This is a genomic window from Cupriavidus sp. BIC8F, from assembly GCF_032465815.1.
Classification (GTDB): domain Bacteria; phylum Pseudomonadota; class Gammaproteobacteria; order Burkholderiales; family Burkholderiaceae; genus Cupriavidus; species Cupriavidus necator.
Window position 1 is genome coordinate 2,284,275 of sequence record NZ_CP136095.1, and the last position, 21,920, is coordinate 2,306,194.

The following is a 21,920-nucleotide window of genomic DNA, read 5'->3' on the forward strand; positions in this document are numbered from 1 at the left end:
AGGGCTGCGGGATGCTCAGGTGCGCGCTTCGCGCAGCAGGTTCATCGCGGACAGCACGGGCCGGTCGGAATAGCTGAACAGCACCGCGTCTTCCAGCGCGCCCAGCTGCACCGGCGCCCACGACGGGGCCACGAAGATGTCGCGCGGCTCGAACTGGAACTGGTCGTCGCCGATGCGCACCGTGCCGCGCCCTTCCACCACGCTGTAGATGGTGGCGTCGGTGCTGCGGTAGGTCTTGCCCTGGAAGCCCGCCGGCAGGTACTGCATGAAGGTGGCGATGGTCGGCATAGGCCAGCCGCCGGTGGCCGGGTTGATATAGCGCAGCTTGACGCCGTCCCAGGCATCGAGCTCGCCGTTGCGGTAGAGCTGGTCCAGCGCCTCGCGCGAGCGCTCGTACGGGTAGCTGAAAATCGGTGAAGTGGGATCGGTCACGCGGTGCCGCACCGGCACCATGTTGTGCCCGAAGCGGGCAAAGCTGTCGCCCTCGACGCGGGTCACGGGCTGCTGGGCTTCCGGGTAGTTCTCGGCAAAGCCGGCATCGAACTGCTGCACCAGCGGGATATCCAGCCCGTCCAGCCACACCACCGGCTCGCCGCCGTCCTCGACGGCAGGGTTGCCATGGTCATGCCAGGTCCACGACGGCGTGATGATGAAGTCGCCGGGGTGCATGGTGGTGCGCTCGCCGTTGACCGCGGTCCAGGCGCCCTTGCCTTCGACGATAAAACGCAGCGCCGACTGGGTATGCCGGTGGCTGGGGGCGATCTCGCCCGGCAGGATCAGCTGCAGGCCGGCGTATAGCGTGGAGGTGATGCTCGACTTGCCCGGGATCCCCGGGTTCTCCAGCACCAGCACGCGGCGCACGGCTTCCTCGGCGCTGATGACGCCGCCGGCCTGCATCACCAGCGGGCGAATCTGCGCGTACTTCCAGATGGCGGGAACGATCTGCGGCCGCGGTTGCGGCGGCACCAGCGCGTGCAGCGACTCCCACAACGGGGTCATGTTGCTGCGGCCGATTTCTTCGTAATAGGCCACGCGGGCCGGGTCTGGGGTGTGTTCGGACATGCTGTCTCCGTAACTTTATGCAGGGCTTTGGGAGCGCTTTTGTGGGTGCGTGTCATCGCTCGCACCGTCTTGTTGTCGTTATACGCGCCGCCCTATAAGATTTGAAATGAACTTTTCATCTTATCGATACGATTTTTTATATAGGTAGCCCCATGGACTGGACCCAGAGATTGCGGCTGCGCAACCTGCAGATGCTGCTGAGCCTGGCCGAGACCGGCAATATGAGCCAGTCGGCAGCCATGCTGAACACGACCCAGCCGGGCCTTTCCAAATGGCTGAAGGACCTGGAGGACGATATCGGCCTGCCACTGTTCGAGCGCCAGGCGCGCGGGCTGCGGCCCACGCCCTACGGCGAGTCGCTGATCGAGCACGCACGCCGGATCGAGGCCCAGCTGGATACCGCGCGCGACGACCTGCAGGCCATGCGCGACGGCGGCAGCGGGATTGTGGTGGTGGGTACGTCAGGCGCGTCGTCGGCGGATACCGTGCCGCTGGCAGCGCTGCATTTGCTGCAGCAGATGCCCCGCGCCAGCGTGCGGCTGGTGGAAACGACCATGGACCGGCTGATGAGCCAGCTGGCACACAGCGAGTTGGATATCGTGGTGGGCCGCTCCGCGCCCGAACTGCAGGACGCGCACATGCGCACCGAATCGCTCTACATGGAGCCGATCCACTTCGTCGCCCGGCCCCGCCATCCGCTGCTGCAGGGCGCAGGCATCGGCTGGGACGACCTGTATCGCTACCGCTGGGTGGTGTGGCCGCGCGGCACGCCCATCCGCAACGCGCTGGAAGGCGCGCTGGCCAGCGCCGAGCGTGCCCTGCCGGCCGATTGCGTGGAGAGCAATTCCACCGTGCTGAATCTCACGCTACTCAACAACAGCGACATGATCGGCCTGGCCTCGCACCGCACCGCGCGCCGGCTGGAAGAGCTCGGCGCGCTGCGCATCGTGCCGCTGCGGCTGGCGGGGTTCGGCTCGGTGTCGATGTACTGGCGTGACGACGCGCAGTCGCGCGCGGCGGTCATGGCCATGCTGGATTGCCTGCGGCGGGCGGCGGGGGCACCGCAGGACTAGTCCGCTGAATCATTGAAATGGGAGGTGAAGGACATGTCATGCGGGATGCAGCGCTAGGGCGAAGCAGGGGTTTCGGATTGCATTGCAATCCGCCTGCGTAGCGACATGCGCTTGCAAGCGCATGTGCGCCCTGCAAGGGCAAAGCGCAGCAATAGCACGGCTATTGCGAGCATTTGCAACGACGCGATGCGCCCGCATGACATGGCAGGCACCGACCAATTTCAGTGATTCAGTGGACTAGGTGCTGCTCAGAATCGATGCCGCATCCCCACCGCCACGGCCGTCATGCTGCGATGCCCGCTGCCGAGGAAATACCCGTTGGCAAAGCTCACCGCCGAGGTATCGAAGTTGATGCCGGCATGCTGGACATAGGCCGTCGTCAGATAGACATCGGTACGCTTTGACAGGTTGTAGTCGGCGATGAAGCTCACCTGCCAGGGGTTCTTCACGTTGCTCCCGGCAAGCGCCTTGACGTCGTCGTAGTAGTACGCGAGCGTCAGGTCCAGACTGGAGGTGGCGCGGTAGTTGATGCCAGCCCAGTAGTAATCGTCGCGCACGATGGTCGTGCCGTTGGCCGACTTGTTGAGTCCCCAGCGATAGCCGCCCATCAGCTTGACCGGGCCTGCGCGATAGCTGACCGCCGCCCCGGCCTTGCGGAAATTGCCGACGGCGGCGCCAGCCCCCAACGTCGGGTTGTAGCGGTTGAACGCGAGCGCCGCTCCGAAACCGCCGGCAAAGTAGTTGAGGCCGGCGCCATAGCCCGTATCACGGCGCGATTGCCCGGCGACCTCGCCAGCGCCGAATACGCCGTTGCCGAACGAATAGTTGCCGATGGCGGTAACCCCGCCGAACGTGCCCGTGTACTTCACGTTATTGTCCGAGCGGAAGTCCAGGCCAAGCTGGGCCGCGATCGGCTCGTACTGCGTCGAATAACCATTTGGCGAGAAGTTCGAGAAGGCATCGAAGATCGATGTGTACTGGCGCCCGAAGGTCAGCCGGCCGGCGCGCTCGCTCAGCAGGCCGACAAAGGCCTGGCGACCGAACAGCCGGCCGGATTGCGTCTGCCGGCCATCGTCGATGCCGAAGCCGCTCTCCAGCACAAACACGGCCTTGAGGCTGCCGCCCAGGTCCTCGGTACCGCGCAGCCCCCAGCGTGAGCCGGACAAGCCGCCAGAGCCCAGCGCCACGCGGCTGTGTCCCGGGCCGGGAAAGCCCGGCTGCGTCGGCAGCATCGTCGACAGGTGATTGACGTATTCGATGTTGGCATCGGCCACGCCATACAGCGTCACGTTCGCCTGCGCCGTGCCGGCCAGCATGCCCAGCGCTGCCGGCAGCATCAGCTTCTCAAGCCTGATTTTCATTGTCTCCATTCTCTTGCGTTGTGGTTGGTCATCGCCACGGCGGAGGTGCCGATGGCTGGATTGCGGACTGCGCGGCCGCAGGCGCGCAGCTGTCCTGCGCACGCCCTGGCTGCGTGCGTGAGAGGTAGATCGGGAGAATCTGCCGGCCCCTGCCGGCGTGGGTCAGCGGCTGACCGCGCGCTGGATCGCGAGCGCCGCGGCCACCATGGCCTCGGCGGATTCCAGCGCCCGGGCCGGATCGTCGCGCTTGCGCACCCCGGCCGCGCTGGTCGCACGCGCGGCGCCGTCCGGGCTGGCGGAGAACTTCACCACCGTCAGCCCCTTGGCCGGGTTGATATAGATCTTCTGTCCGAAGCGCCCGCCGGCCTCGATGCTGCCGTCGCCGTCATTGCGCTGGAACCAGTAGTTGCGGTAGCCATAGCCGTCGCGGCCCGGCATGGTGTTGCCGCGCGCAAAGCGGGCCTGGTTGCCGGCCGGCTGCAGCGCAATGCGCACCGCCGCCGGCGAGATCCCGCCCGAGGCGTCGCCCGCCGCCGCCCGGCGCACCGCCTCGGCAAAGCGGGCGGCGTCGCGCAGCGTGGAATTCATGCCGCCGCTGGCCATTTCCGTGCCCTGGCGGTCCACCTGGGTGTAGGCATCATCGTCGGCAAAGCGGGACCACAGCCGCTCAGTCACCAGCTGTGCCCAGCTCTTGCCGGTGATGCGCCGCAGCGCCCATGCCACCGCTTCCGGCGAGCCGTTCTGGTAGTACCAGACGCCGCCTTGGTCGCGCCCGCCGGTGGCGTGGACGACCTTGAGGAAGTCATAGATGGTGTCCGGCGCATCCGCCTTGCGCGGCACGATCCCCACCGCCCCGAACAGTCCCAGGTCCGGCGGCAGCCCCTCCGGATAGCCCACCGGCACCTCCATATCCAGGTTCTGCTGTACCGTGGCCTCGCCGAACGGATTGCCGGCCAGTTCCGGCACATACTGCGCCAGCCGGGCCTGCGGATCGAGCTTGCCCTCTTCGACCAGCATGGCGGCCAGCAGCCCGGTGACGGACTTGGTCATCGAGGCCCAGATATGCGGCTGGTAAGGACCAAAGCCCGCGAGGTAGCGCTCGTAGACGACCTTGCCCTGGTGCAGCACGATAAAGCCGTCGGTATGGGTGTCGCGCAGGTAGTCGGCCAGTCGGACAGTATTGCCCGCCACGGCAAACGTGGAGCCGTCCAGTTCCGTACCGGGCTGGCCAGCCAGGGCCAGCGGCTGGCTGGCATGCCGGATGCCCGCCGTTGGCGACATCTCGCGCGCATGCCGGAACGCCCAGCGCATATACGGCGGACGCAGCCCGCTGCCGCGGCTGACTTGCTTGTCGGGCGGCGGCGGAAAGCCCTGCATGACCTCGTCCTCGGCAACGGCCAAAGGCTGGCCGGTGCCCTGCGCCAGCGAAACGCTCATCGGCGCCACCAGCAACGCCACGGCCAACCACACCCGACTGCATCCGAATCCTGTTCTGCACGACACTGTTTGCGCTTGCATGCTGTCTCCATTCCTGTCCTGGCGGTTGCACGCACGGTGCGCCGCCTTGTATGCATGAGGTGCAAGCCCGCATGGTGCAGGCCGCGGGCGCCATCTTGGAGGACGCGGATCCTGAACACAATGATGCATTCGGAATGGAGCCATAACCCGGTGGAATGTCAGGCACCGAAGCCGCATAATGGCGAAACCCTCCTCTCCGATGTCTGCCATGCAGCTTCCCGACGCCCGCGTCCGCGACCTGCTCCGCCATCCGGGGCGCTTTGCCTGGCACACGCTCAGGCAGTTCCGCGCCAACCAGGGCCTGCTGCTGGCCGGCGCGGTGGCCTACTACGCGCTGCTGTCGATCGTGCCGCTGCTGATCCTGATGATCATTGCACTGTCGCACGTGATCGGACCAGACCTGCTGTTGTCCACGCTCGCGCGCTACCTGGAGTGGGTGGTGCCGGGGCAGTCCAGGGCCCTGATCACCGAGCTTGCCGCCTTCCTGCGCAACCGTGGCACGATCGGCTGGGTGCTGCTCGGCACCATGCTGTTCTTCAGTTCGCTCGCCTTCACCGTGCTGGAGAACGCCATGTCGGTTATCTTCGAGCACCGCGTGGCGATCCGGCGCCGGCATTTCCTGGTCTCGGCGCTATTGCCCTACTGCTACATCGCGGTACTGAGCGTGGGCCTGCTGCTGGTCACGGTGGTGTCAGGCGGCCTGCTGGCCATCGGCGAACGGCATGTGGAAGTGCTGGGCCGCGACTGGTCGCTGGACCGGCTCTCGACCGGCCTGCTCTACCTGCTCGGCTTCATTGGCGAGGTACTGATGCTGACTTCGATCTACATGGTGATGCCGGTTGGCAGGCTGTCGCTGCGGCATGCGCTGAGCGGCGCGTTGATCGCGGCCGTGCTGTGGGAAGTCTCCCGCCATGTGCTGGCGTGGTACTTCACCACGTTGTCGCAAGTGAGCCGGGTCTATGGCTCGCTGACCACGGCGATCGTGGTGCTGCTGAGCCTGGAGATTGCGGCGACCTTGCTGCTGCTGGGGGCGCAGGTGATCGCGGAGTTCGAGCGTGGCGGATGGGAAGGCAGGCCAGCGCACGCGGAGCCGGAAGAATTCCACACGTGAGCGGCGCCGTTCACGCACCCGCTCAGGCGAGCGCCAGATCGAGGCAGGCGCGAATACGCCTCTCCTCCTCCGCACCGAAGGCGCCGATAAAGACCAGTGCAGACCCCGCCCCATCGCCTTGCGCCATCGGACTCAGCCGCATGCGGCCCGCGACCACATGCAGTTCATGCAGGCGCGGATCGGCTGCCAGCCTGACCATACCCTTCGCGCGCAGCAGGCGCACCGGCGGCGTCTTCAGCGCCTGCCGCAGCCGCGTCTTGTCGAAGTCGCGGCCGGTCTGGTATGAAATGCTGCGGATGCCGGCGTGCACGGTGCCGACGGCTCGCCGCCAGTGCCCGCCCGCCTGCAGCACGGCTTCGCCATGTGGTTCCGGCAGAGCGGCGTCGACAAAGACCGACAACGGAACCTCGCCCTCGCATGCGGTCAGCACCGCGGCACGCGGCGCGATGGCGTCGACCGTGGCAGCAGCCATTGCCAGCGCATCCGCATCGGCAAGGTCTGCCTTGGTCAGCACCACCACCGAGGCCCCCGCGATCTGCTGCCGCACCATGTCGCCCACCAGCGGATCGTGCAGGCTGTTGGCGACCTCGATCACATCCACAGCCACCACCACGGCATTGAGCGCAAAGGCCCGATCCAGCAAGCCGACCTGCGCAATGCGCTGCGGGTCCGAGACACCGCTGGCCTCGATCACCAGCAGGTCGGGCCGCTGCTCCCTTGCTGCGATGGCCACCAGCGCCTCGGCCAGCCGCCCGCCGATCGAGCAGCAGATACAGCCGTTCTCCAGCTGGATCACGTCGTCGCTGCGCGTGCGGATCAGCGCGGCATCGATATTGATCTCGCCGAAGTCGTTGACCAGCACCGCGATGCGGCGCCCGTGCGCGTTGGCCAGCAGGCGGTTGAGCAAGGTGGTCTTGCCGGCGCCAAGGTAGCCGCCGACCACCACCAGCGGGACCGGAGGCCGCGTGTTCATTGGGCCGGCGCCGGGAACACGCGCCCGCCCAGCACCGTGCCCCAGACGCGCACATCCTTCAGGCACTCGGGAGCCACCGTGGTCGGGTCATCTTCCAGCACGGCGAAGTCCGCCAGCTTGCCAGGCGCGATGCTGCCGATGCGGTGATCGAGCTTCAGCGTATAGGCCGCACCCATGGTGATGGCATACAGCGCGCCGGCGACCGGCAGGCGCTCCGCTTCGCCCAGCACGCTGCCGGAAGCGGTCTGGCGCTGCACCGCGCACCACGCCGTGAAGAGCGGGTCCAGCGGCGTGATCGGCGCATCGGAATGAATCGCGAACGGAATCCCCAGCCGTCGCGCCGTGCCCGCCGGGTTCATGCGCGCGGCGCGCGCCGGTCCCACGGTCTGGCCGGCATGCGCATCGCCCCAGTAGTACAGGTGGTTGGAAAAGAAGTTGATGCACAGGCCCAGCCGCGCCGCGCGCGCCAGCTGTGCCTCGTCCGCCAGCTGGCAGTGCTGCAGCGTATGGCGATGGTCCGCGCGCGGATGGCGTGACAGCATGGCTTCAAGCACGTCCAGCACCACCTCGGTCGCCTCATCGCCATTGGTGTGGATATGCAGCGGCAAGCCGGCCAGGTGGAATGGCGTGAAGGCGTCGAGCAGTTGCCCGGGCGGGATCAGCCACAAGCCATTGGCCTGGCCGCCGGCATACCCCGGCGCGCAGGCGCGCGGTAAAACCCTGGATCGAACCGTCGACGATGAACTTGACCGGGCCGAAGTGCAGCTTGCTGGTGCCGGCCGCCGCGGCTGCCTGCACGCGGGCCGGCCCGCCCTGCGCATTGCGCTGCGGCGAGAACGCCGGGACGATGCGCAGCGGGAAGCCGGGGTCGGCAGTGACCGCCTGCAGCGTCTCCAGCCCCTTGGGCGACAGGTCGTTGACCAGGTCAGTCGCCGTGGTCACGCCCGCCAGTTGCGCCACGCGGCCGAAGCGGCGCACCGCGTCGGCATTCTCGGCCGCCGCCAGTGACAGGCCGCTGCCAAGCACACGCTGCACCGGGAACATCGCCGCAAATTCCTGCAGCTCGCCGGTGGGCAAGCCCCGCGCGTCCTTGTGCACGCCGTCGATATCGGTGTCCTCGTCGATGCCGGCCCGCGCCAGCATCGCGGAATTGACGTTCATCAGATGCACGCTGGCATGCATCACCACGATGGGCCGCGTGGCCGAGACGCGATCCAGCTCGCGCACCGACAGCCGGCTGGCGCCGAAATAGATCGGGTCGAAGCCCCAGGCCAGCAGCGGCGTATCCAGGTCATGCATCTGGCTGGCCGCGCCCGCGAGGCGATCGATCACCTGCTCCAGCGTGCGCAGGCCGCGCCACAGCTTGCCGTCCGGATCACGGCGGTCAAAGTAGCCGACGTAGACCGCATCCCACATCGCGCCTTCCATCAGGTGGCAATGGCCTTCCACCAACCCGGGCATCAGCACCTTGTCGCGGAAGGTGTCGACCTGCACCGCATCCGGCCAGGCGGCCATCTCGGCCGCGCCGCCCACGGCAAGGATCTGGCCGTCGCGCACCGCGACATGGGTCGCCTCGGGCTGGCCGGCTTCCATCGTGAGGATCTTGCGCGCCACGAATACCTGCGTGCGCGCCGTGTCGTCTTGTGTCATCGATTGCATGAGTCCGTTCATTCACGCCGCCTGCACGCGGGCCAGGCGGGGCGCGTAGTTCACCAGCGCGGTGACCACCAGGTTGACGCCCAGGCTGATCAGCCCGAGGTTGATGCCGCCGAAATCGACCTGCTGCACATACAGCGCGATCGCCAGTGCCTGGCCGGTGACGATGCCGAGCGCAATCGCCAGCGGCCGCACCTTCAGCGAGAACAGGATCACCAGCACGCCAGGGAAGAACTGCGTCACGCCATAGTAGGTGGTGTTGATCAGCGTCAGCATCAGGTTGGGCGTGGCCAGCGTCATGGCGATGGACAGCACCAGGTAGATCACGATCACCACCTTGGCGCCCTGCTTCTGGCGCGCCTCGGGCATTCCCGGCAGCAGGTTGCGCGTGACGATGGGGCCGATCGCCAGGCAGATGCCGGCCAGCACCAGCAGCCCCGACAGCGCCGCGCCGGCGGTCACCAGTCCGAGCAGCCAGTCCGGCAACAAGCGCACCGCGGCCGCGAAGAAGGCCTCATTGGGGGAGGCGAGCTGCAGGTTCTGGCTGATCGCGTAGTACGACGCCAGCACCAGGAACGGATACATCAGCATGTACAGCGGCATCGCCACCTGCGTGCGCCGGATGGTGTTGGCGCTCTTGGCCGTGAAGAAGTTCTGCACCGCGAACGGCATCACGTAGAAGCCCAGCGCCTGGAACAGCATGGTGCTCATCGAGAAGCGTAGCTGGGTGTCATTCATCTGGTTGCTGACCTGCATGCTGGCGGCATGGAACACGTCGCCCACGCCCGCCTTCCAGCCCACCGCAACGCCGGTGGCGACGATCGCCACCACCATCAGGATGTCCTTGAGGATGGCGATATAGGCCGATGCGCGAACGCCGGAGATGGCAATGTAGGTAAAGGCCAGCGCCGCCGAGATCATCACCAGGTACACCGGCTCAAACTCCCAGCCCAGCCCCTTGAGCGCCGCCACCAGCCCGGTGAACTGCAGCTGGCCCCAGGGCAGCAGGAACAGGATCGCCGAGCCCGCCACGATCAGCTCCAGCGCACGGCTGCCGTAGTGGCCCTTGAACAGGTCCGGCAGCGTGATCGCGTTATAGCGCGCGCCGGCCTGCCAGATCTTGGGCCCGAGAAAATAGCCGAGCGGATACGCCAGCAGGATGTAGCCGAGGAACCAGACCCCGTAGGTCGGCCCCTTGGCATAGATGCCACCGGGAAATCCCACCATCGTGCCGATGCTGTAGATCTCGCCCGCGGCCAGGAAGAACACCAGGTAGGCGCCGAACTGCCGCGACGCCACGAAGAAGTCATGCACGCTCTGCGCGCCGTGGCCCTTCTTTGAGCGGATGGCGAGATAGAGCGAGAAGACGATAAAGCCGAGGAATACCGCTGTGGTCATGGTGGTCTCCCCTTCAGGCTTCATGCGCCGCGTCGGCGGCGTGGCGGTCGAACAGCAGCCAGCACGCCAGCATGCAGCCGGAGGTCAGCACGAACCACGCAAAGATCCAGGCGTAGATGAAGGGCACGCCGAGCACGAAGCGCTCGACAGTCGCCACCCAGGGCAGCATCCCGATGACGCCGATATACGGCAGGCCAAGGCCAATCAACAGCTTGAGCATGATGTCTCTCCGGTTTCCGATGGACGGTGGATGGCGGGCGCCGTGTGTGCTGTCACCGGCCCGCTCTTGTGTTCCGGTCATCATAGGGAGGGCGGAGGTATGATTCAAATGCAAATGTTTAACCGATCCCATAACCAACGCGCATGGTTTTCCGCATGGACACACAGAAACTTCTGCACCTGCTCGCCGTGGTCGAGCACGGCACGTTCTCCGAAGCGGCCCGTGCCATACACCTGACCCAGCCGGCGCTGAGCCGCAGCATCCGCGCGCTGGAAGACGAGCTCAAGGCGCCACTCTTTGACCGCGGCGCGCGGCGCGCGCGCCTGACGGTGTTTGGCGAACTGGTGGCCGACCGCGCGCGCCGCATGCGGCTGGAAGAACGCCAGTTGCGGCGCGACCTGGACCTGCTGCGCGGCGGCGAGGAAGGCTCGCTGACGATCGGGGTGGCGCCCGCGCCGGCGGCGCTGCTGCTGACGCCGTTCCTGATCCACATGGCGCAGGCCCACCCGCGCATCAAGGTGCGCACCGAGACGGGCGCCACCAGCGCCATGCTGGAGGCACTGCGCAACGAGACCATCGACGCCATCGTCGGCGATGCCTATGTGCTGCGCGCAGCCGACGACATCGACGTGGAGCCATTGGGCGAGCTACCCGCAGGCCTGGTATGCCGCGCCGGGCATCCGATCCTGCGCAAGCGCCGCATCGATATCGAGACCATTCGCGCCTACCCGGTGGCAACCACCACGCTCAGCACCGTCGTCAGCCGGCAACTGGCGGAGCTATGGGGGCCGGGCGCCGCGCCTGACAAGCTCTTCACCCTGCATTGCGACAACCTCGACATGCTGCGCAGCGTGACGCTGGCCAGCGATACGCTGCTGTTCGGCGTGCTCTCGATCACGCGGCAGGAGCGCGCCGCGGGGCTGATGGCCGAAGTGCCGATGCCGCCCGATCCGCGCCGCTGCGGCCGCTATGGCATTGCACGCATGGCGGCGCGCTCGCTGTCGCCAGCGCTGGAGGTGCTCTATCGGTTCACGCGGGAACACTGGAAAGCGCTGTCGTCCGAAGCTGGCGGTGCCAACGCGCGCCGCTGAACCTGCCCCTTGCCGCGCGCTGTTGTATGCTCCGCCCTGAACCATCGCCCGTGTCCCGCATGACCGAATCCACGCCAGACCGCCCTCGCCGTATCACCATCCACGACGTCGCCCGCGCCGCCGGCGTGTCGCTGACCACGGTGTCGCACGCGCTGAACGACCGCGGCGTGCTGGACCCGGCCACCCGTGCGCGCGTCAAGCGCGTTGCCGCCGAGCTGGGCTACCGCCCCAGCGTGCGCGCGCAGCGGCTGCAGTCGGGCCGCGCCAACTGCATCGCGCTGTTGTCGTCGATGCCGTTCGCGGTGGCGGGCGGCACATCGCGGCTCGGGTTCATGATGGAGGTGGCGGCGATTGCCGCCGAGGCGGCAATGGGGCGCGGCCTGGGCGTGGTGCTGGTGCCGCCGCTGGAAGGCGCCGGGGGCCTGCTCGATACGCTGGACATTGACGGCGCGATCGTGATCGAGCCGATCGCGGGCGACCCGCATATCGCGCGCCTGCGTGAGCGCGGCGTCAGCATCGTGTCGATCGGGCGCGAGCCGCTGACCGACACGCCGGTGCCTTGCGTCGACCTGCAATCGGCCGAAACCGCCCGGCTGCTGCTGGCGCATCTGCACGGGCACGGGGGCCGGCATATCGGCCTGATGATCGGCGCGGCGCCGCGCCAGTCGTATGTGGAAACCGAACGCGCTTACCGCGAGTTCACGCAGGCGCTGGGCTTGCCCTGCCATATCGTCAAGGCAGCCGAGGAACACGGCGAAGCCGCGGGCGCCGAGGCCTGCGCGCAATTGCTGGCGCAGATGCCGGCGCTCGATGCGCTGTGCGCGCCGGTGGATGCGTTTGCGGTGGGCGCCATGGCCCACCTGCAAGGGTTGGGCAAGCACGTGCCCGACGATGTGCTGGTGGTGACGCGCTACGACGGCATCCGCGCCCGCAGCGCGCAGCCGCCGATCACCGCGGTCAACCTGCATCTGGAGCGCGTGGCATCGCTGGCGGTGGAGCTGCTATTCGCGCACCTGTCCGGCGACCGCAGCCGCAACGTGATCACCGGGCCCGCGCCCGAACTGGTGGTGCGGGCATCGTCCACGCCAGGCGTCTAGGACACTAACCGCGCAGCAGCACCACCGCACCGGAAACCAGCGCGAACACCAGCACGCCGATGCGCAGCATGCGCTGGTTGATGCGCTTGTGCACCAGGTGGCTGGCCACCATGCCGACGATCAGCACCGGCAGCAGACCGATGGCATAGAGCACCTGCTCCATGCCGAGCCGGTCGCTCAACGCCAGCACCACCAGCGAGATCGATTCACCGACCAGGAAGCACAGCGCCACGGTGGCGCGCAGCGTCGCGACCGGCGCATGCTGGTAGGCCAGCGCCAGCGGCGGGCCGCCGACACCGGTTGCGGTTTCGGTCACGCCGGTGATCAGGCCGGTCGAGGCAAAGGTCAGCCGCCCCGGCGTAAAGGCCGGCGCCAGCAATGACACCACCGCTGCGGCAATGGTGCTGCCGCCGACCAGCGCGTTGAGCCATGCCATCGGCATTGCCACCAGCACCCACAGCCCGCCGAAGGTGCCGGCCAGCCGCCCGGCGCTGATCCACCCTGCGCCGCGCAGGTCGATGGCATGGCGTTCGCGCCAGGCCACGTAGGCGTTGAGCGGCAGCATCGCCAGCAGCAGCGCGCCGGGCAGCATTGCCGGCGCGGCCAGCGCCAGCACCGGCACCACGATCAGCGCGAAGCCCATGCCGGTCGCACCCTGGACCAGCGCGCCGGTAAAGACCGCCACGCCGACGCTGAACAACGTCATGTCCATGGTCAGGATGCCTCCGTGCCGGCTTGGCGCGCGCGGTGCACGTCCGCGGCGTCGTGCAGCTTGCGGATCGGGGCATTGGCGACGGTGTCCCCGGCCATGGCGTGGATCGCCCGCATCAGCGCGCGTGCGTCCCAGTCCGTGGGCCAGCCCTGCCACAGGCGCAGGCTGCCATCGACAAAGACCGCGCGGATCTGGTCGCGGTTGGCCAGTCGCACCAGTTCCCAGGTCAGGTCCCAGGATGGCGTCAGCTCCGGCACGTCCAGGTCGACCAGCAGGAAGTCGGCGCGCTTGCCAGTGGCGATTTCGCCGGTGAGCGCACCGAGACCCGCCACCTCGGCGGCGTCGTGCGTGGCCATGTCGACCCAGCGCCAGCCCGCGCCGCAGGAGGAATCGCCCACGCCGATGCCGAAGGCGAAGCGCTGGGCGGCCTCGGCATAGTCCAGCAGGCGGAAGCCGTCGCTGCGGGTGCCGTCGGTGCCCAGGCCCAGGCGCACGCCGAAGGTGGCCATGGTTTCGGCCGGCGCCACGGCATTGCCCTTCCAGGCGCTGGCCACGGGGTTGTAGGCCACCGCGGTGCCGGTGTCGGCCAGCAAGCGGATCTCATGTGGCGTCACCAGCGTGGCATGCGCCAGCAGCGCCGCCGGGCCCAGTGCGCCGACTGCCGCGAGATGTTCGATCGGACGTCGTCCGCAGGCATTGAGCGAGCGCTCCACCGCCACCAGGTGCTCGTTGGCATGCGTCTGGAAGATGCGGCCGGACTCGGCGCACAACTGGTAGACGTGGTGCAGCATCGCGTCAGAGGCCACCTCGGGAATCGAGATCGCCAGCGACGGGGCCACCAGCGGAGCGCCGGCGTACTTGTCCAGGTGAGCGGCGGCGCGGCGCAGGATCGGCGCGGCGTCGAGTGTTTCGGCGCCGGGCTTGTCGTTGCAGATCAGGCCCAGCACGCAGCGCACGCCGGCATCGGTGACGGCGCGCGCAACCGCGTCCAGCCCGGCGTCGCTGCGCGTGCCGGCATCGACCACGGTGGTGAAGCCGCCGCGCAGCGCTTCCAGCGCCGCCAGCTTGGACGACAGGTACAGGTGCTCCGCCTTCAGGCTGCCCTCCAGCGGCACCCACACGCGGCGGAAGATCTCCGACGGCTCGCCGAACACCAGCGACTTGCCGAACGACTGCGTCAGGTGGTGATGCGTGTCGATCATGCCGGGCATCAACAGCATGCGCGGCAGCGGCAGGGTTTCCAGCTCGGGGAAGCGCGCAGCGACTTCCCTGGCCGCGCCCACTGCCGTGAAGCGGCCACCCTCCACCACCACCGCGTGGCCGCGTACCGCGCCCTGGCGCAGCAAGGTCCATTCCGGCAGCAGGATGCGCGGCTGCTTGAAACTGTCCGGCACCAGGGCCGGGTTGGTATCGCCGGGCCAGGCCGGCGTCGAGTCAGAACGATCAGTCATTGCAATTCAGGAAGCCGGGTCAATGCGTGGCGGCGGCATCGTCGCGGGCGACCGGGCCCGCTGCCGCGGCCCGCAGGCCCGTATGGAAAAACAGGAAGTTGAGCAGCGCCGCGGTCATGGCACCCATGGCCACGCCATTGCCCACCAGGATGCGCACATTGGCCGGCAGGCCGCCATAGATGCCGGGCACCAGGATCGGCAGCAGGCCCACGGCCAGCGCCACGGCCACCACGTACATATTGGCGTGGTCGCGCAGGTCCACCTTGCGCAGCATGTCGATGCCCATGGTGCCGACGATGCAGAACACCACCAGCCCAGTGCCGCCGACCACGGCCTCGGGGATCGCGCTGATCAGCGACGACACCGGCACCAGCAGCCCGAACGCCACCAGGATCGCGCCCGACATCGCCGTGACAAAGCGCGAGCGCACGCCGGTGGCACGCACGATGCCGATGTTCTCGCCGCTAGTGATGATCAGCGAGGTGCCGAACATCCCGCCCAGCAGCGAAGTCAGCGCATCGGCGCGGATGGTGCGCGGCACGTCGCGCTGCTGGTCAACCGGCCGGCCCACGGCGTCGCTGATCGCCAGCGTCTGGCCGGTGGCCTCCACCATCGAGATCACGGCGAACACCATCAGCGGGATTGCGGCCACCACATCGAAATGCGGCCACCCGAACGGGAACGGCGTGGGCAACGCGAACACCGGCGACATCGACACATGACCAGGCTGGAACGCACCGGCCAGCCCGGCCACCAGCGCACCGCCCAGCAGGCCGAGCAGGATCGCCAGCTGCGCCAGCATGCCCGACAGCAGGCGCGATGCCGCCACGGTGCAGGCAATGGTGGCGAACGCCAGCAGCAGGTTGAGCGGGTCCACCGTGCTGCCCGCGGCCGGGTGGCCGGCAACCAGCTTGCCGGATACCTGCGCCAGGTTGATCGCCACCAGCAGCAGCATGGTCCCCACCACCACCGGCGGGAAATAGCGCAGACAGCGCCGGAACACCGGCAGCACGCAGAAGTAGAAGACGCCGGTCAGGATCACCGCGCCGGCAGCGGTCTGCACGTCGGTCTGCTGCGCGATCAGGATAAACAGCACGATCGGGGCGCCGCCGGGCAGCATCACGAACGGCAGCCGGGCACCGATGCCCCGCTTGCCCAGCGACTGCAACAGCGTGCCGAGGCCGCAGATCACGAAGGTGGCGCTCAGCAGCTGCACCGCCAGCGCGGGCGGGAAGTTCAGCGCCTTGCTCATCAGGAAGACGGACGCGATCGGCGACGCGGCCATGACCAGTACGTGTTGAAGCCCGAAGACAAACAGGCGCCGCCATGGCAGCCGTTCATCCACCGGCGCGGGGGCGGGGTGGGACATGCTTTGCTCCTCGTTTGGTGTGTGGGCGTTGTGCCGGTGGCCCGCAAGCCACTTGCCGCGTCTGTGCGCAATTCGCCTCGGATATTATCGATTTCCGACAACAAAAACGTTTTGGTAACTATAGGGAAACGGAATTCGCGATGCAAGCGGTTTCTCGGCGGAGCGCCCGTGGTCTTCCCCTATATCGATAAAATCGATAAGTGCTAGCGGCAAAACACGTTTCACAAGTTGATGCCGCGGCCTCAAAGTACCCGCCATAGCGCCTTGCGCGACACAACACGCCCCTGAAGGAGACGCCCCCATGCGAGACAAGAACAGTCCGGCGGAATCTGCCGCCCCCGCCCAGCCGCTGCCGGCCCGGCGCCGCATCGTCCAGGGCGCGGGCCTGCTCGCCCTCAGCGCCTCCCCGCTCGGCGCACTGGCCGCCCAGGCCGCGCGCATCAGCGACGGCGTCACCCTGGCCGACGGCCCTCGCCCGCTGGTGCGCTATCCGGGCAAGCGCCCGCTGGTACGCGTGAGCACCCGGCCGCCACACCTTGAGACGCCCTTCTCCGCGTTCAACGAGGGGCCGATCACCGCCAACGATGCCTTCTTCGTGCGCTACCACCTGGCCAACATTCCGCTGTCTGTGGATCTCGCCACCTTCCGCCTGACGGTTGGCGGCCACGTCAACAAGCCGCTGAAGCTGTCGCTCGATGAACTGAAGCGGCTGGCCGATCCGGTGGACATCGTCGCCGTGAACCAGTGTTCAGGCAACAGCCGCGGCTTCTCAGAGCCACGTGTGTTCGGCGCCCAACTGGCCAACGGCGCAATGGGCAATGCGCGCTGGACCGGCGTGCCGCTGCGCAAGGTGCTGGAGCACGCGGGCGTCAAGGCCGGCGCCAAGGTGGTCACGTTCAACGGGATGGATACGCCGGTATTGCCGAGCACCCCGGACTTCCGCAAGTCACTCGATATCGCCCATGCGATGAACGGCGAGCCGATGCTGGCCTGGGGCATGAACGGCGAAGACCTGCCGCTGCTCAACGGCTATCCCATCAAGCTGGTGGTGCCGGGCTACTTCGGCACCTACTGGATCAAGCACCTGTCCGAGATCGAGGTGCTGGACCACCCGTTCGAAGGCCATGACGCGTTCTTCATGACCAAGGGCTATCGCGTACCGGATAACGACTGCCAATGCGTGGCGCCGGGCACCCCCGCCAGCAAGACGCGACCGATCTCGACGCTGGCGGTGCGCAGCTTCATCACCAGCGTCGGCGCCGGCGGCGTGCTGCCCGCCGGTCGCATGGTGGAGCTGAAAGGCATTGCCTTCGATGGCGGCTCCGGCATCCGCGGCGTCGAAGTCTCGGTGGACGGCGGGCAGAGCTGGCAGGCCGCCACGCTGGGCCAGGACCTGGGCCGCTTCTCGTTCCGCCCCTGGCAACTGCCGGTGAAGTTCGCACGCAAGGGCCCAGCGGTCTTGATGGTGCGCGCCACCAGCGTCCAGGGCGAGGTGCAGCCGGCCAAGGCCAACTGGAACCCGGCCGGCTATCGCCGCAACGTCATTGAATCCACGCCGGTCACCATTGCCTGAGGAGCGCGCCATGCATCGATCCATCACCCCTATGCTGCTCGCGCTCGCCCTGCTGGGTACGGGCGGCGCGTCCGCGGCACCCCAGGACATCAAGCTGCCGGCGGAGAACGTCAAGCTCAAACCGGCCAAGCTGCCCGGCTACGGCATCGCCATGCAGAAATGCGCGATCTGCCATTCGGCCGACTACGTCGCCTACCAGCCACCCGGCCTGAGCCTGACGCAGTGGACCGCCGAGATGAAGAAAATGCAGCAGGCCTATGGTGCGCCGATCGACGATGGCGAGGTCGAGCAGCTCGGCGCCTATCTCGCGGTGGCCTACGGCTCCGCCAAGATCAAGGATCCGGAGATCGTGGCAATCACGCAAAAGGCGGGCAAGCCCGCGCCGGCCGCACCCGCGGCCGCCTCGGCGCCTGCCGCCGCGGTGGACGTGCAGGGCCTGCTGGCCAAGAACGCCTGCCTGAGCTGCCACAGCGTGACGCAGAAGGTGGTCGGCCCGGCTTATCATGAAGTCGCCACCCGCTATAAGGACGATGCGCAGGCACAGGCCAGGCTGGAAGCCAGCATCCGCGGCGGCAGCACCGGCAAATGGGGTTCGGTGCCGATGCCGCCGTTTGCCGGGTTGAATGCAGACGAAGTCAAGGCGTTGGCGGCATACGTGCGGCAGCAATAGCCTCCGCCCCGCTTCCCCGATTGCAAGGCGCCCCGGCTGACCCCGGGGCGCCTTGCATTTTGCGCTTGCAGTTTCCCGTTGCCTCCCTATACTTAGCCACATGGCTAACCATTGTGCCGAGTTTGCTGACGTGTCCCAGGCTGTCGATATTTCCCCGCTTTCCGACGTGTTCTACGCGCTGGCGGACCCGACCCGCCGCGCCATCGTCAGCGTGCTCGGCCGCGGGCCGGAAACGGTTTCGGCGCTGGCGGCACCGTTCACGATGGCACTGCCCTCGTTCATGAAGCACCTGCAGGTGCTGGAGCGCAGCGGCCTGATCCGCTCGCGCAAGACGGGGCGCGTGCGCACTTGCGAACTGGTACCGCAACCGCTGTCAGACGCGCAGCAATGGCTGGCCGACCAGCGCGCCATGTGGGAGGCCCGTACCGACCGCCTGGCCGCCTTTGTCGAAGCCCTTCATCAGGAGGAACAGTCAGATGCCGAACGAAAACGCCGCCAGCCCTGAAAGCCAGGACCTGGTCATCTCGCGCCTGCTCAAGGCCCCGCGTGCCAAGGTCTGGCGTGCATGGAGCGATCCCAAGCTGCTCAAGGAATGGTGGTGCCCCAAACCCTGGACCACCGAGGTCCTGGCCTTCGACATGCGCCCCGGCGGCGCCTTTCATACGCTCATGAAAGGCCCGGACGGCGGCGTCAGCGACAACCCGGGATGCTTCCTCGAGATCGTGCCGATGGAGAAGATCGTCTCCACCTCGGCCCTGGTGGCCGGGTACCGGCCCAACAAGCCGTGGCTGTCGATGACCGCGGTCATCACCATGGCCGACGAGGGTGACGGCACCCGCTACATTGCGCGCGTGATGCATCCGGACGAGGCCACGCGCAAGCAGCATGAGGAGCTGGGGTTCTATGAAGGCTGGGGCATCTGCATTACGCAGCTGGATGCGTTTGCGCAGCAGCTGAAGTAAGGCTGCGGCAAGTGAACGGCGCCGGCACGTGATACCGTGCCGGCGCGACTTCCTTGATATTTCGCCGGTCTGCGTGGTGAGGTGAGGGTCTCAAATAGAATGGCCTCAAGGAAAGGCTGATTTAAACAGCGTGTCGTCTGGCGGACGCTCGGAATCAACGTCACCCGACAGTGGCGCTGTCGCCGCCAATCAATGTGGCACCGCATCGCGTGCGATCCCCGTGCAGCGCCGCAGGTTTCCCGTCGACATCCATGCCTGAGCTGGCTTCTATGATTTCGTTGACACCGTGCAGGGGGCAGTCCACCAGGTCCCCGAGTCGGGCGATGGGTTTGCCGTCGAGCAGGCTCTCGGGTGACCCGGATTTGACAGGGCCGCCATGCGAATGCATATCGCCGACCTTGATCATGCTCTTGTCCATTTTTGCCTATCCATGTGGGTGATTGTTCTCCGGCACATCGTCCATCGACTGGCAAGGGACAAAATGCCATTGTTCCGCCTCCGGATCGAATACGGCGACCTGGTTCACGACCTGACCAGCTGAGTGCACTACCGTACTTGCGGTTGCCATGGCACTGTCTATCGCGTGCTTCATGCGGTCGCCCTTCCAGATCTTGGCTATCGACTGCAGTGTGTCCGGCCAAGCAAAGAGACCTGCGCTCTCAAAGAGACGGCTGATCGCGCGTCGGGCATCGGTGGTGTATTCAGGCAAAAGATTTCCCATCCGCAAAGGCGCGCGCACGTCATGCACCAAGACGTTGCGCCGCCACTTGCCGCTTGGGCTGAGCAGGAGCCGTCCGTCGCGGGCGAGAAAGCCGCAGGCAATGTCCAACTCCACGCCTGTCGGGAAGGTTTGCTTCACGCGGGCTGCGGGCAGCCGGTCAAGGGATGGATACCTGAAGGCTTGATTGGGAGCGCTGCCCCGCATTGAGTCCAACAGCAGGTCAATCGGCGACAGGTAGGCAGTCAGAACCGTCTTGTTCCCGTAGCGCATGCCCCAGAAGCCTTCCATTCCGCGCTTGCCCGGTACGTTGAAGGTTGCTGGATCAAGATGACATGAGGCGCTGGTAGCGGCGAAGTGGTGGTCATGTGGTCTGTTCTGTAGTGTTTCGAAGCAGGGCTTCCGCTTCCGCGCGGGTCAGCGCGCCAGCGTTGCGTCGCTCATGCTGCTGGTCCAACACTCGCGCCAGATCCTCGCGGGAAGGCCTGGCATCCGGGCCGCTTGGCACGCCGATGTAGTCGTCGGCGTACGGTCGGGCGTACGGGTCATTGGGCATGGGCTTGCACGCCGTCTCGATGTCCTGCGGCCACACGGGATCACTGCACGTGACGAGCACGAGCCAGCGAGCGATCGCATCCAGCAATGCGAACGGTGCAAACATTACGTCGGATAAGGTGAAGAACGCTCCGGAGAATTTGCCCCCTCTGCAAATTTTGTAGCCTTCCCAGAACGTTTCCCGCGGCGCCCAGAAGCGATAAGGCTCGGGCAGCTCAGCTGGCCCATCCTGCATGTAGCGGCGGTAGTACTCCCACTGCGCGTAGGCTTCTTCCAGGGTGAAGACGAACTGGCCGAGCACGAACGCCCGGACCACGTTGCCACTGGCGTCGAGCTGGTAATGGCGGATGTCGTACATGTCGTAGGCGCGTGACAAGCCGCCCATGCGCCGATGGCCCACACAGAAGAACTCGTCATGGCTCCAAGGCACTTCCCAGATGCCATCCGGGTCCTTGGTTCGAATGGCATAGATGCGGCGGGTCTTCCGGTTCAGGCGGATGGGGCGGCGCTTCAACGTGAACATGTTGCGCCGCATCGGATCGAAGGCAAGCAGACCGAAGAAGCCAGCAGAACTAAAGCCAAGTACTATGCCAACGATCGTACCGAACCAATACCCGTTCTTCGCCATCATTTCCTCAGGGTCTCTGAATGGACTTGTTGCAAGCAATAATCCGTAAAAGAGAGAAAACGACGCAAATGCTGAACAGATAATCCAAAGCAGCCCAACGTTCTGCATCCGACTCTGCGACTCGTCGGTGATCTCCAGGCAGATCGAATCAATACGGTAGACATTGCCGCTCTCCAGCACATGCTCGCTGGCAGGCTGGTCGACATAGAGCCGGTGTTCTTGCTCCCACTTGCCCAGCGGTTTGCCCTGTTGGCGGAAGTAGAACGGCGAGCGTTCATCCTTGGTCGGGAATTTCATCGATGAGTCCTATTTGACGCCCTTGAGGCCCAGTTGCACGAACTCGAACGACTCGGTCTCCAGGCTGGTGTAGCGTTCGCTGGCGGGTCCCTTGCTGAAACGGCAACGCTTGGCCCATTTGAGCGTCGCCGGGTCGTCCAGCATCAGGATGCCGATATTCACTGCAAGCAACACGACTAGGAACGGCCAGCTAGGCACGCCAACGAGGAAGGCCAGGAATTCTTCAGTCGCCAGCGGGAGCGCTGCTGCTGCGCCTCCAGACATCGCAGAGCCAAAATATAGTATTGAGACTGTCCGGTTTCCCCTCATGCCTTCATCGTAGGCATGGTACGCATCCCATCCCACTCCAACTGCTGCCCCGGCAATACCAATCCAACGTCCTCTGACGGCCAGCTTCTTGCCCATTTCCAGCCATTCCGCCTTCG

Annotated in this window: 21 protein-coding genes and 1 pseudogene; 8 read left to right on the forward strand and 14 right to left on the reverse strand. The window is 66.6% G+C overall.

Annotated features, from left to right (window positions below; translation table 11 throughout):
- Window positions 1–15: 15 nt before the first annotated feature.
- Window positions 16–1,062, reverse strand: a complete 1,047-nt coding sequence (gtdA, locus tag RS901_RS30580) for a gentisate 1,2-dioxygenase (RefSeq protein WP_316154254.1) — start codon at window positions 1,060–1,062, stop codon at window positions 16–18.
- A gap of 152 nt (window positions 1,063–1,214) precedes the next feature.
- On the opposite strand from gtdA, the gene RS901_RS30585 reads away from it, so the two are divergent.
- Entirely contained in the window at window positions 1,215–2,135 is a 921-nt protein-coding gene (locus RS901_RS30585; RefSeq protein ID WP_316154255.1) for a LysR family transcriptional regulator, read from the forward strand.
- A 248-nt stretch (window positions 2,136–2,383) separates the two neighbouring features.
- On the opposite strand, the gene RS901_RS30590 is transcribed toward RS901_RS30585, so the two are convergent.
- Together RS901_RS30590 and RS901_RS30595 are read right to left on the reverse strand one after the other, a co-directional pair.
- Entirely contained in the window at window positions 2,384–3,496 is a 1,113-nt protein-coding gene (locus RS901_RS30590; RefSeq protein ID WP_316154256.1) for a porin, read from the reverse strand.
- A gap of 162 nt (window positions 3,497–3,658) precedes the next feature.
- Window positions 3,659–5,014, reverse strand: coding sequence for a serine hydrolase (locus RS901_RS30595; protein ID WP_316154257.1), 1,356 nt, complete (start codon window positions 5,012–5,014; stop codon window positions 3,659–3,661).
- A gap of 199 nt (window positions 5,015–5,213) precedes the next feature.
- Here RS901_RS30595 and RS901_RS30600 point away from each other — a divergent pair, with 199 nt between their 5' ends.
- On the forward strand, window positions 5,214–6,125 hold the full coding sequence (locus RS901_RS30600; RefSeq protein ID WP_316157328.1) for a YihY/virulence factor BrkB family protein: 912 nt from the start codon (window positions 5,214–5,216) through the stop codon (window positions 6,123–6,125).
- Window positions 6,126–6,147: 22 nt separating this feature from the next.
- Here RS901_RS30600 and RS901_RS30605 read toward each other — a convergent pair whose 3' ends face one another.
- From RS901_RS30605 to RS901_RS30620, 4 genes and pseudogenes are all read right to left on the reverse strand, one after another.
- Window positions 6,148–7,098 (reverse strand): GTP-binding protein, encoded by a 951-nt coding sequence (locus tag RS901_RS30605; protein ID WP_316154258.1) that lies wholly within the window; start codon window positions 7,096–7,098, stop codon window positions 6,148–6,150.
- Window positions 7,095–8,757: pseudogene (locus RS901_RS30610) on the reverse strand (amidohydrolase). Before RS901_RS30610 ends, RS901_RS30605 begins: the two are co-directional and overlap by 4 nt.
- Before the next feature lie 12 nt (window positions 8,758–8,769).
- Window positions 8,770–10,152, reverse strand: coding sequence for a sodium:solute symporter family protein (locus RS901_RS30615; RefSeq protein ID WP_316154259.1), 1,383 nt, complete (start codon window positions 10,150–10,152; stop codon window positions 8,770–8,772).
- A 13-nt stretch (window positions 10,153–10,165) separates the two neighbouring features.
- Window positions 10,166–10,372 carry a DUF3311 domain-containing protein gene (locus RS901_RS30620; protein ID WP_013952505.1) on the reverse strand — a complete coding sequence of 69 codons (207 nt, stop codon included), beginning with the start codon at window positions 10,370–10,372 and terminating at the stop codon, window positions 10,166–10,168.
- Between the two features lie 155 nt (window positions 10,373–10,527).
- Between RS901_RS30620 and RS901_RS30625 the strand changes: the two genes are divergently transcribed.
- Both RS901_RS30625 and RS901_RS30630 read left to right on the forward strand, forming a co-directional pair.
- Window positions 10,528–11,463 (forward strand): LysR family transcriptional regulator, encoded by a 936-nt coding sequence (locus RS901_RS30625; RefSeq protein ID WP_316154262.1) that lies wholly within the window; start codon window positions 10,528–10,530, stop codon window positions 11,461–11,463.
- 59 nt (window positions 11,464–11,522) lie between these two features.
- On the forward strand, window positions 11,523–12,560 hold the full coding sequence (locus tag RS901_RS30630) for a LacI family DNA-binding transcriptional regulator (protein ID WP_316154263.1): 1,038 nt from the start codon (window positions 11,523–11,525) through the stop codon (window positions 12,558–12,560).
- 4 nt (window positions 12,561–12,564) lie between these two features.
- Here the strand turns inward: RS901_RS30630 and RS901_RS30635 are convergent, their stop codons facing one another.
- From RS901_RS30635 to RS901_RS30645, 3 genes are read right to left on the reverse strand one after another with little or no spacing between them, the layout of a single operon-like run.
- Window positions 12,565–13,272, reverse strand: a complete 708-nt coding sequence (locus RS901_RS30635; protein WP_013952502.1) for a sulfite exporter TauE/SafE family protein — start codon at window positions 13,270–13,272, stop codon at window positions 12,565–12,567.
- A gap of 2 nt (window positions 13,273–13,274) precedes the next feature.
- Window positions 13,275–14,723, reverse strand: a complete 1,449-nt coding sequence (locus RS901_RS30640; RefSeq protein WP_316154264.1) for an amidohydrolase family protein — start codon at window positions 14,721–14,723, stop codon at window positions 13,275–13,277.
- A 19-nt stretch (window positions 14,724–14,742) separates the two neighbouring features.
- On the reverse strand, window positions 14,743–16,092 hold the full coding sequence (locus tag RS901_RS30645) for a uracil-xanthine permease family protein (protein ID WP_316154265.1): 1,350 nt from the start codon (window positions 16,090–16,092) through the stop codon (window positions 14,743–14,745).
- Between the two features lie 301 nt (window positions 16,093–16,393).
- On the opposite strand from RS901_RS30645, the gene RS901_RS30650 reads away from it, so the two are divergent.
- From RS901_RS30650 to RS901_RS30665, 4 genes are all read left to right on the forward strand, one after another.
- Window positions 16,394–17,665 (forward strand): molybdopterin-dependent oxidoreductase, encoded by a 1,272-nt coding sequence (locus RS901_RS30650; protein ID WP_316154266.1) that lies wholly within the window; start codon window positions 16,394–16,396, stop codon window positions 17,663–17,665.
- A gap of 10 nt (window positions 17,666–17,675) precedes the next feature.
- The gene (locus RS901_RS30655) at window positions 17,676–18,335 is read left to right on the forward strand and encodes a c-type cytochrome (RefSeq protein ID WP_316154267.1); all 660 of its coding nucleotides are present in this window, start codon (window positions 17,676–17,678) and stop codon (window positions 18,333–18,335) included.
- Window positions 18,336–18,435: 100 nt separating this feature from the next.
- Window positions 18,436–18,840, forward strand: a complete 405-nt coding sequence (locus RS901_RS30660) for an ArsR/SmtB family transcription factor (protein ID WP_114134436.1) — start codon at window positions 18,436–18,438, stop codon at window positions 18,838–18,840.
- The gene (locus RS901_RS30665; protein WP_316154268.1) at window positions 18,812–19,297 is read left to right on the forward strand and encodes an SRPBCC family protein; all 486 of its coding nucleotides are present in this window, start codon (window positions 18,812–18,814) and stop codon (window positions 19,295–19,297) included. Before RS901_RS30660 ends, RS901_RS30665 begins: the two co-directional genes overlap by 29 nt.
- 160 nt (window positions 19,298–19,457) lie before the next feature.
- On the opposite strand, the gene RS901_RS30670 is transcribed toward RS901_RS30665, so the two are convergent.
- From RS901_RS30670 to RS901_RS30685, 4 genes are all read right to left on the reverse strand, one after another.
- Window positions 19,458–19,715 (reverse strand): PAAR domain-containing protein, encoded by a 258-nt coding sequence (locus tag RS901_RS30670; protein WP_316154270.1) that lies wholly within the window; start codon window positions 19,713–19,715, stop codon window positions 19,458–19,460.
- Window positions 19,716–19,721: 6 nt separating this feature from the next.
- Window positions 19,722–20,306: a hypothetical protein gene (locus RS901_RS30675; RefSeq protein WP_316154271.1), complete on the reverse strand. Its 585-nt coding sequence runs from the start codon at window positions 20,304–20,306 to the stop codon at window positions 19,722–19,724.
- A 73-nt stretch (window positions 20,307–20,379) separates the two neighbouring features.
- Complete coding sequence (locus tag RS901_RS30680) at window positions 20,380–21,495, reverse strand: DUF6708 domain-containing protein (RefSeq protein ID WP_316154272.1); 1,116 nt, start codon at window positions 21,493–21,495, stop codon at window positions 20,380–20,382.
- Between the two features lie 9 nt (window positions 21,496–21,504).
- Window positions 21,505–21,900 (reverse strand): hypothetical protein, encoded by a 396-nt coding sequence (locus tag RS901_RS30685; protein WP_316154273.1) that lies wholly within the window; start codon window positions 21,898–21,900, stop codon window positions 21,505–21,507.
- Between the last annotated feature and the right edge of the window lie 20 nt (window positions 21,901–21,920).

Coding starts and splice junctions, on each gene's coding strand:
- gtdA (WP_316154254.1), bottom strand. CDS start 1,062: ATGTCCGAACACACCCCAGACCCGGCCCGCGTGGCCTATTACGAAGAA.
- RS901_RS30585 (WP_316154255.1), top strand. CDS start 1,215: ATGGACTGGACCCAGAGATTGCGGCTGCGCAACCTGCAGATGCTGCTG.
- RS901_RS30590 (WP_316154256.1), bottom strand. CDS start 3,496: ATGAAAATCAGGCTTGAGAAGCTGATGCTGCCGGCAGCGCTGGGCATG.
- RS901_RS30595 (WP_316154257.1), bottom strand. CDS start 5,014: ATGCAAGCGCAAACAGTGTCGTGCAGAACAGGATTCGGATGCAGTCGG.
- RS901_RS30600 (WP_316157328.1), top strand. CDS start 5,214: ATGTCTGCCATGCAGCTTCCCGACGCCCGCGTCCGCGACCTGCTCCGC.
- RS901_RS30605 (WP_316154258.1), bottom strand. CDS start 7,098: ATGAACACGCGGCCTCCGGTCCCGCTGGTGGTGGTCGGCGGCTACCTT.
- RS901_RS30615 (WP_316154259.1), bottom strand. CDS start 10,152: ATGACCACAGCGGTATTCCTCGGCTTTATCGTCTTCTCGCTCTATCTC.
- RS901_RS30620 (WP_013952505.1), bottom strand. CDS start 10,372: ATGCTCAAGCTGTTGATTGGCCTTGGCCTGCCGTATATCGGCGTCATC.
- RS901_RS30625 (WP_316154262.1), top strand. CDS start 10,528: ATGGACACACAGAAACTTCTGCACCTGCTCGCCGTGGTCGAGCACGGC.
- RS901_RS30630 (WP_316154263.1), top strand. CDS start 11,523: ATGACCGAATCCACGCCAGACCGCCCTCGCCGTATCACCATCCACGAC.
- RS901_RS30635 (WP_013952502.1), bottom strand. CDS start 13,272: ATGGACATGACGTTGTTCAGCGTCGGCGTGGCGGTCTTTACCGGCGCG.
- RS901_RS30640 (WP_316154264.1), bottom strand. CDS start 14,723: ATGACTGATCGTTCTGACTCGACGCCGGCCTGGCCCGGCGATACCAAC.
- RS901_RS30645 (WP_316154265.1), bottom strand. CDS start 16,092: ATGTCCCACCCCGCCCCCGCGCCGGTGGATGAACGGCTGCCATGGCGG.
- RS901_RS30650 (WP_316154266.1), top strand. CDS start 16,394: ATGCGAGACAAGAACAGTCCGGCGGAATCTGCCGCCCCCGCCCAGCCG.
- RS901_RS30655 (WP_316154267.1), top strand. CDS start 17,676: ATGCATCGATCCATCACCCCTATGCTGCTCGCGCTCGCCCTGCTGGGT.
- RS901_RS30660 (WP_114134436.1), top strand. CDS start 18,436: ATGGCTAACCATTGTGCCGAGTTTGCTGACGTGTCCCAGGCTGTCGAT.
- RS901_RS30665 (WP_316154268.1), top strand. CDS start 18,812: ATGCCGAACGAAAACGCCGCCAGCCCTGAAAGCCAGGACCTGGTCATC.
- RS901_RS30670 (WP_316154270.1), bottom strand. CDS start 19,715: ATGGACAAGAGCATGATCAAGGTCGGCGATATGCATTCGCATGGCGGC.
- RS901_RS30675 (WP_316154271.1), bottom strand. CDS start 20,306: ATGGAAGGCTTCTGGGGCATGCGCTACGGGAACAAGACGGTTCTGACT.
- RS901_RS30680 (WP_316154272.1), bottom strand. CDS start 21,495: ATGAAATTCCCGACCAAGGATGAACGCTCGCCGTTCTACTTCCGCCAA.
- RS901_RS30685 (WP_316154273.1), bottom strand. CDS start 21,900: ATGGGCAAGAAGCTGGCCGTCAGAGGACGTTGGATTGGTATTGCCGGG.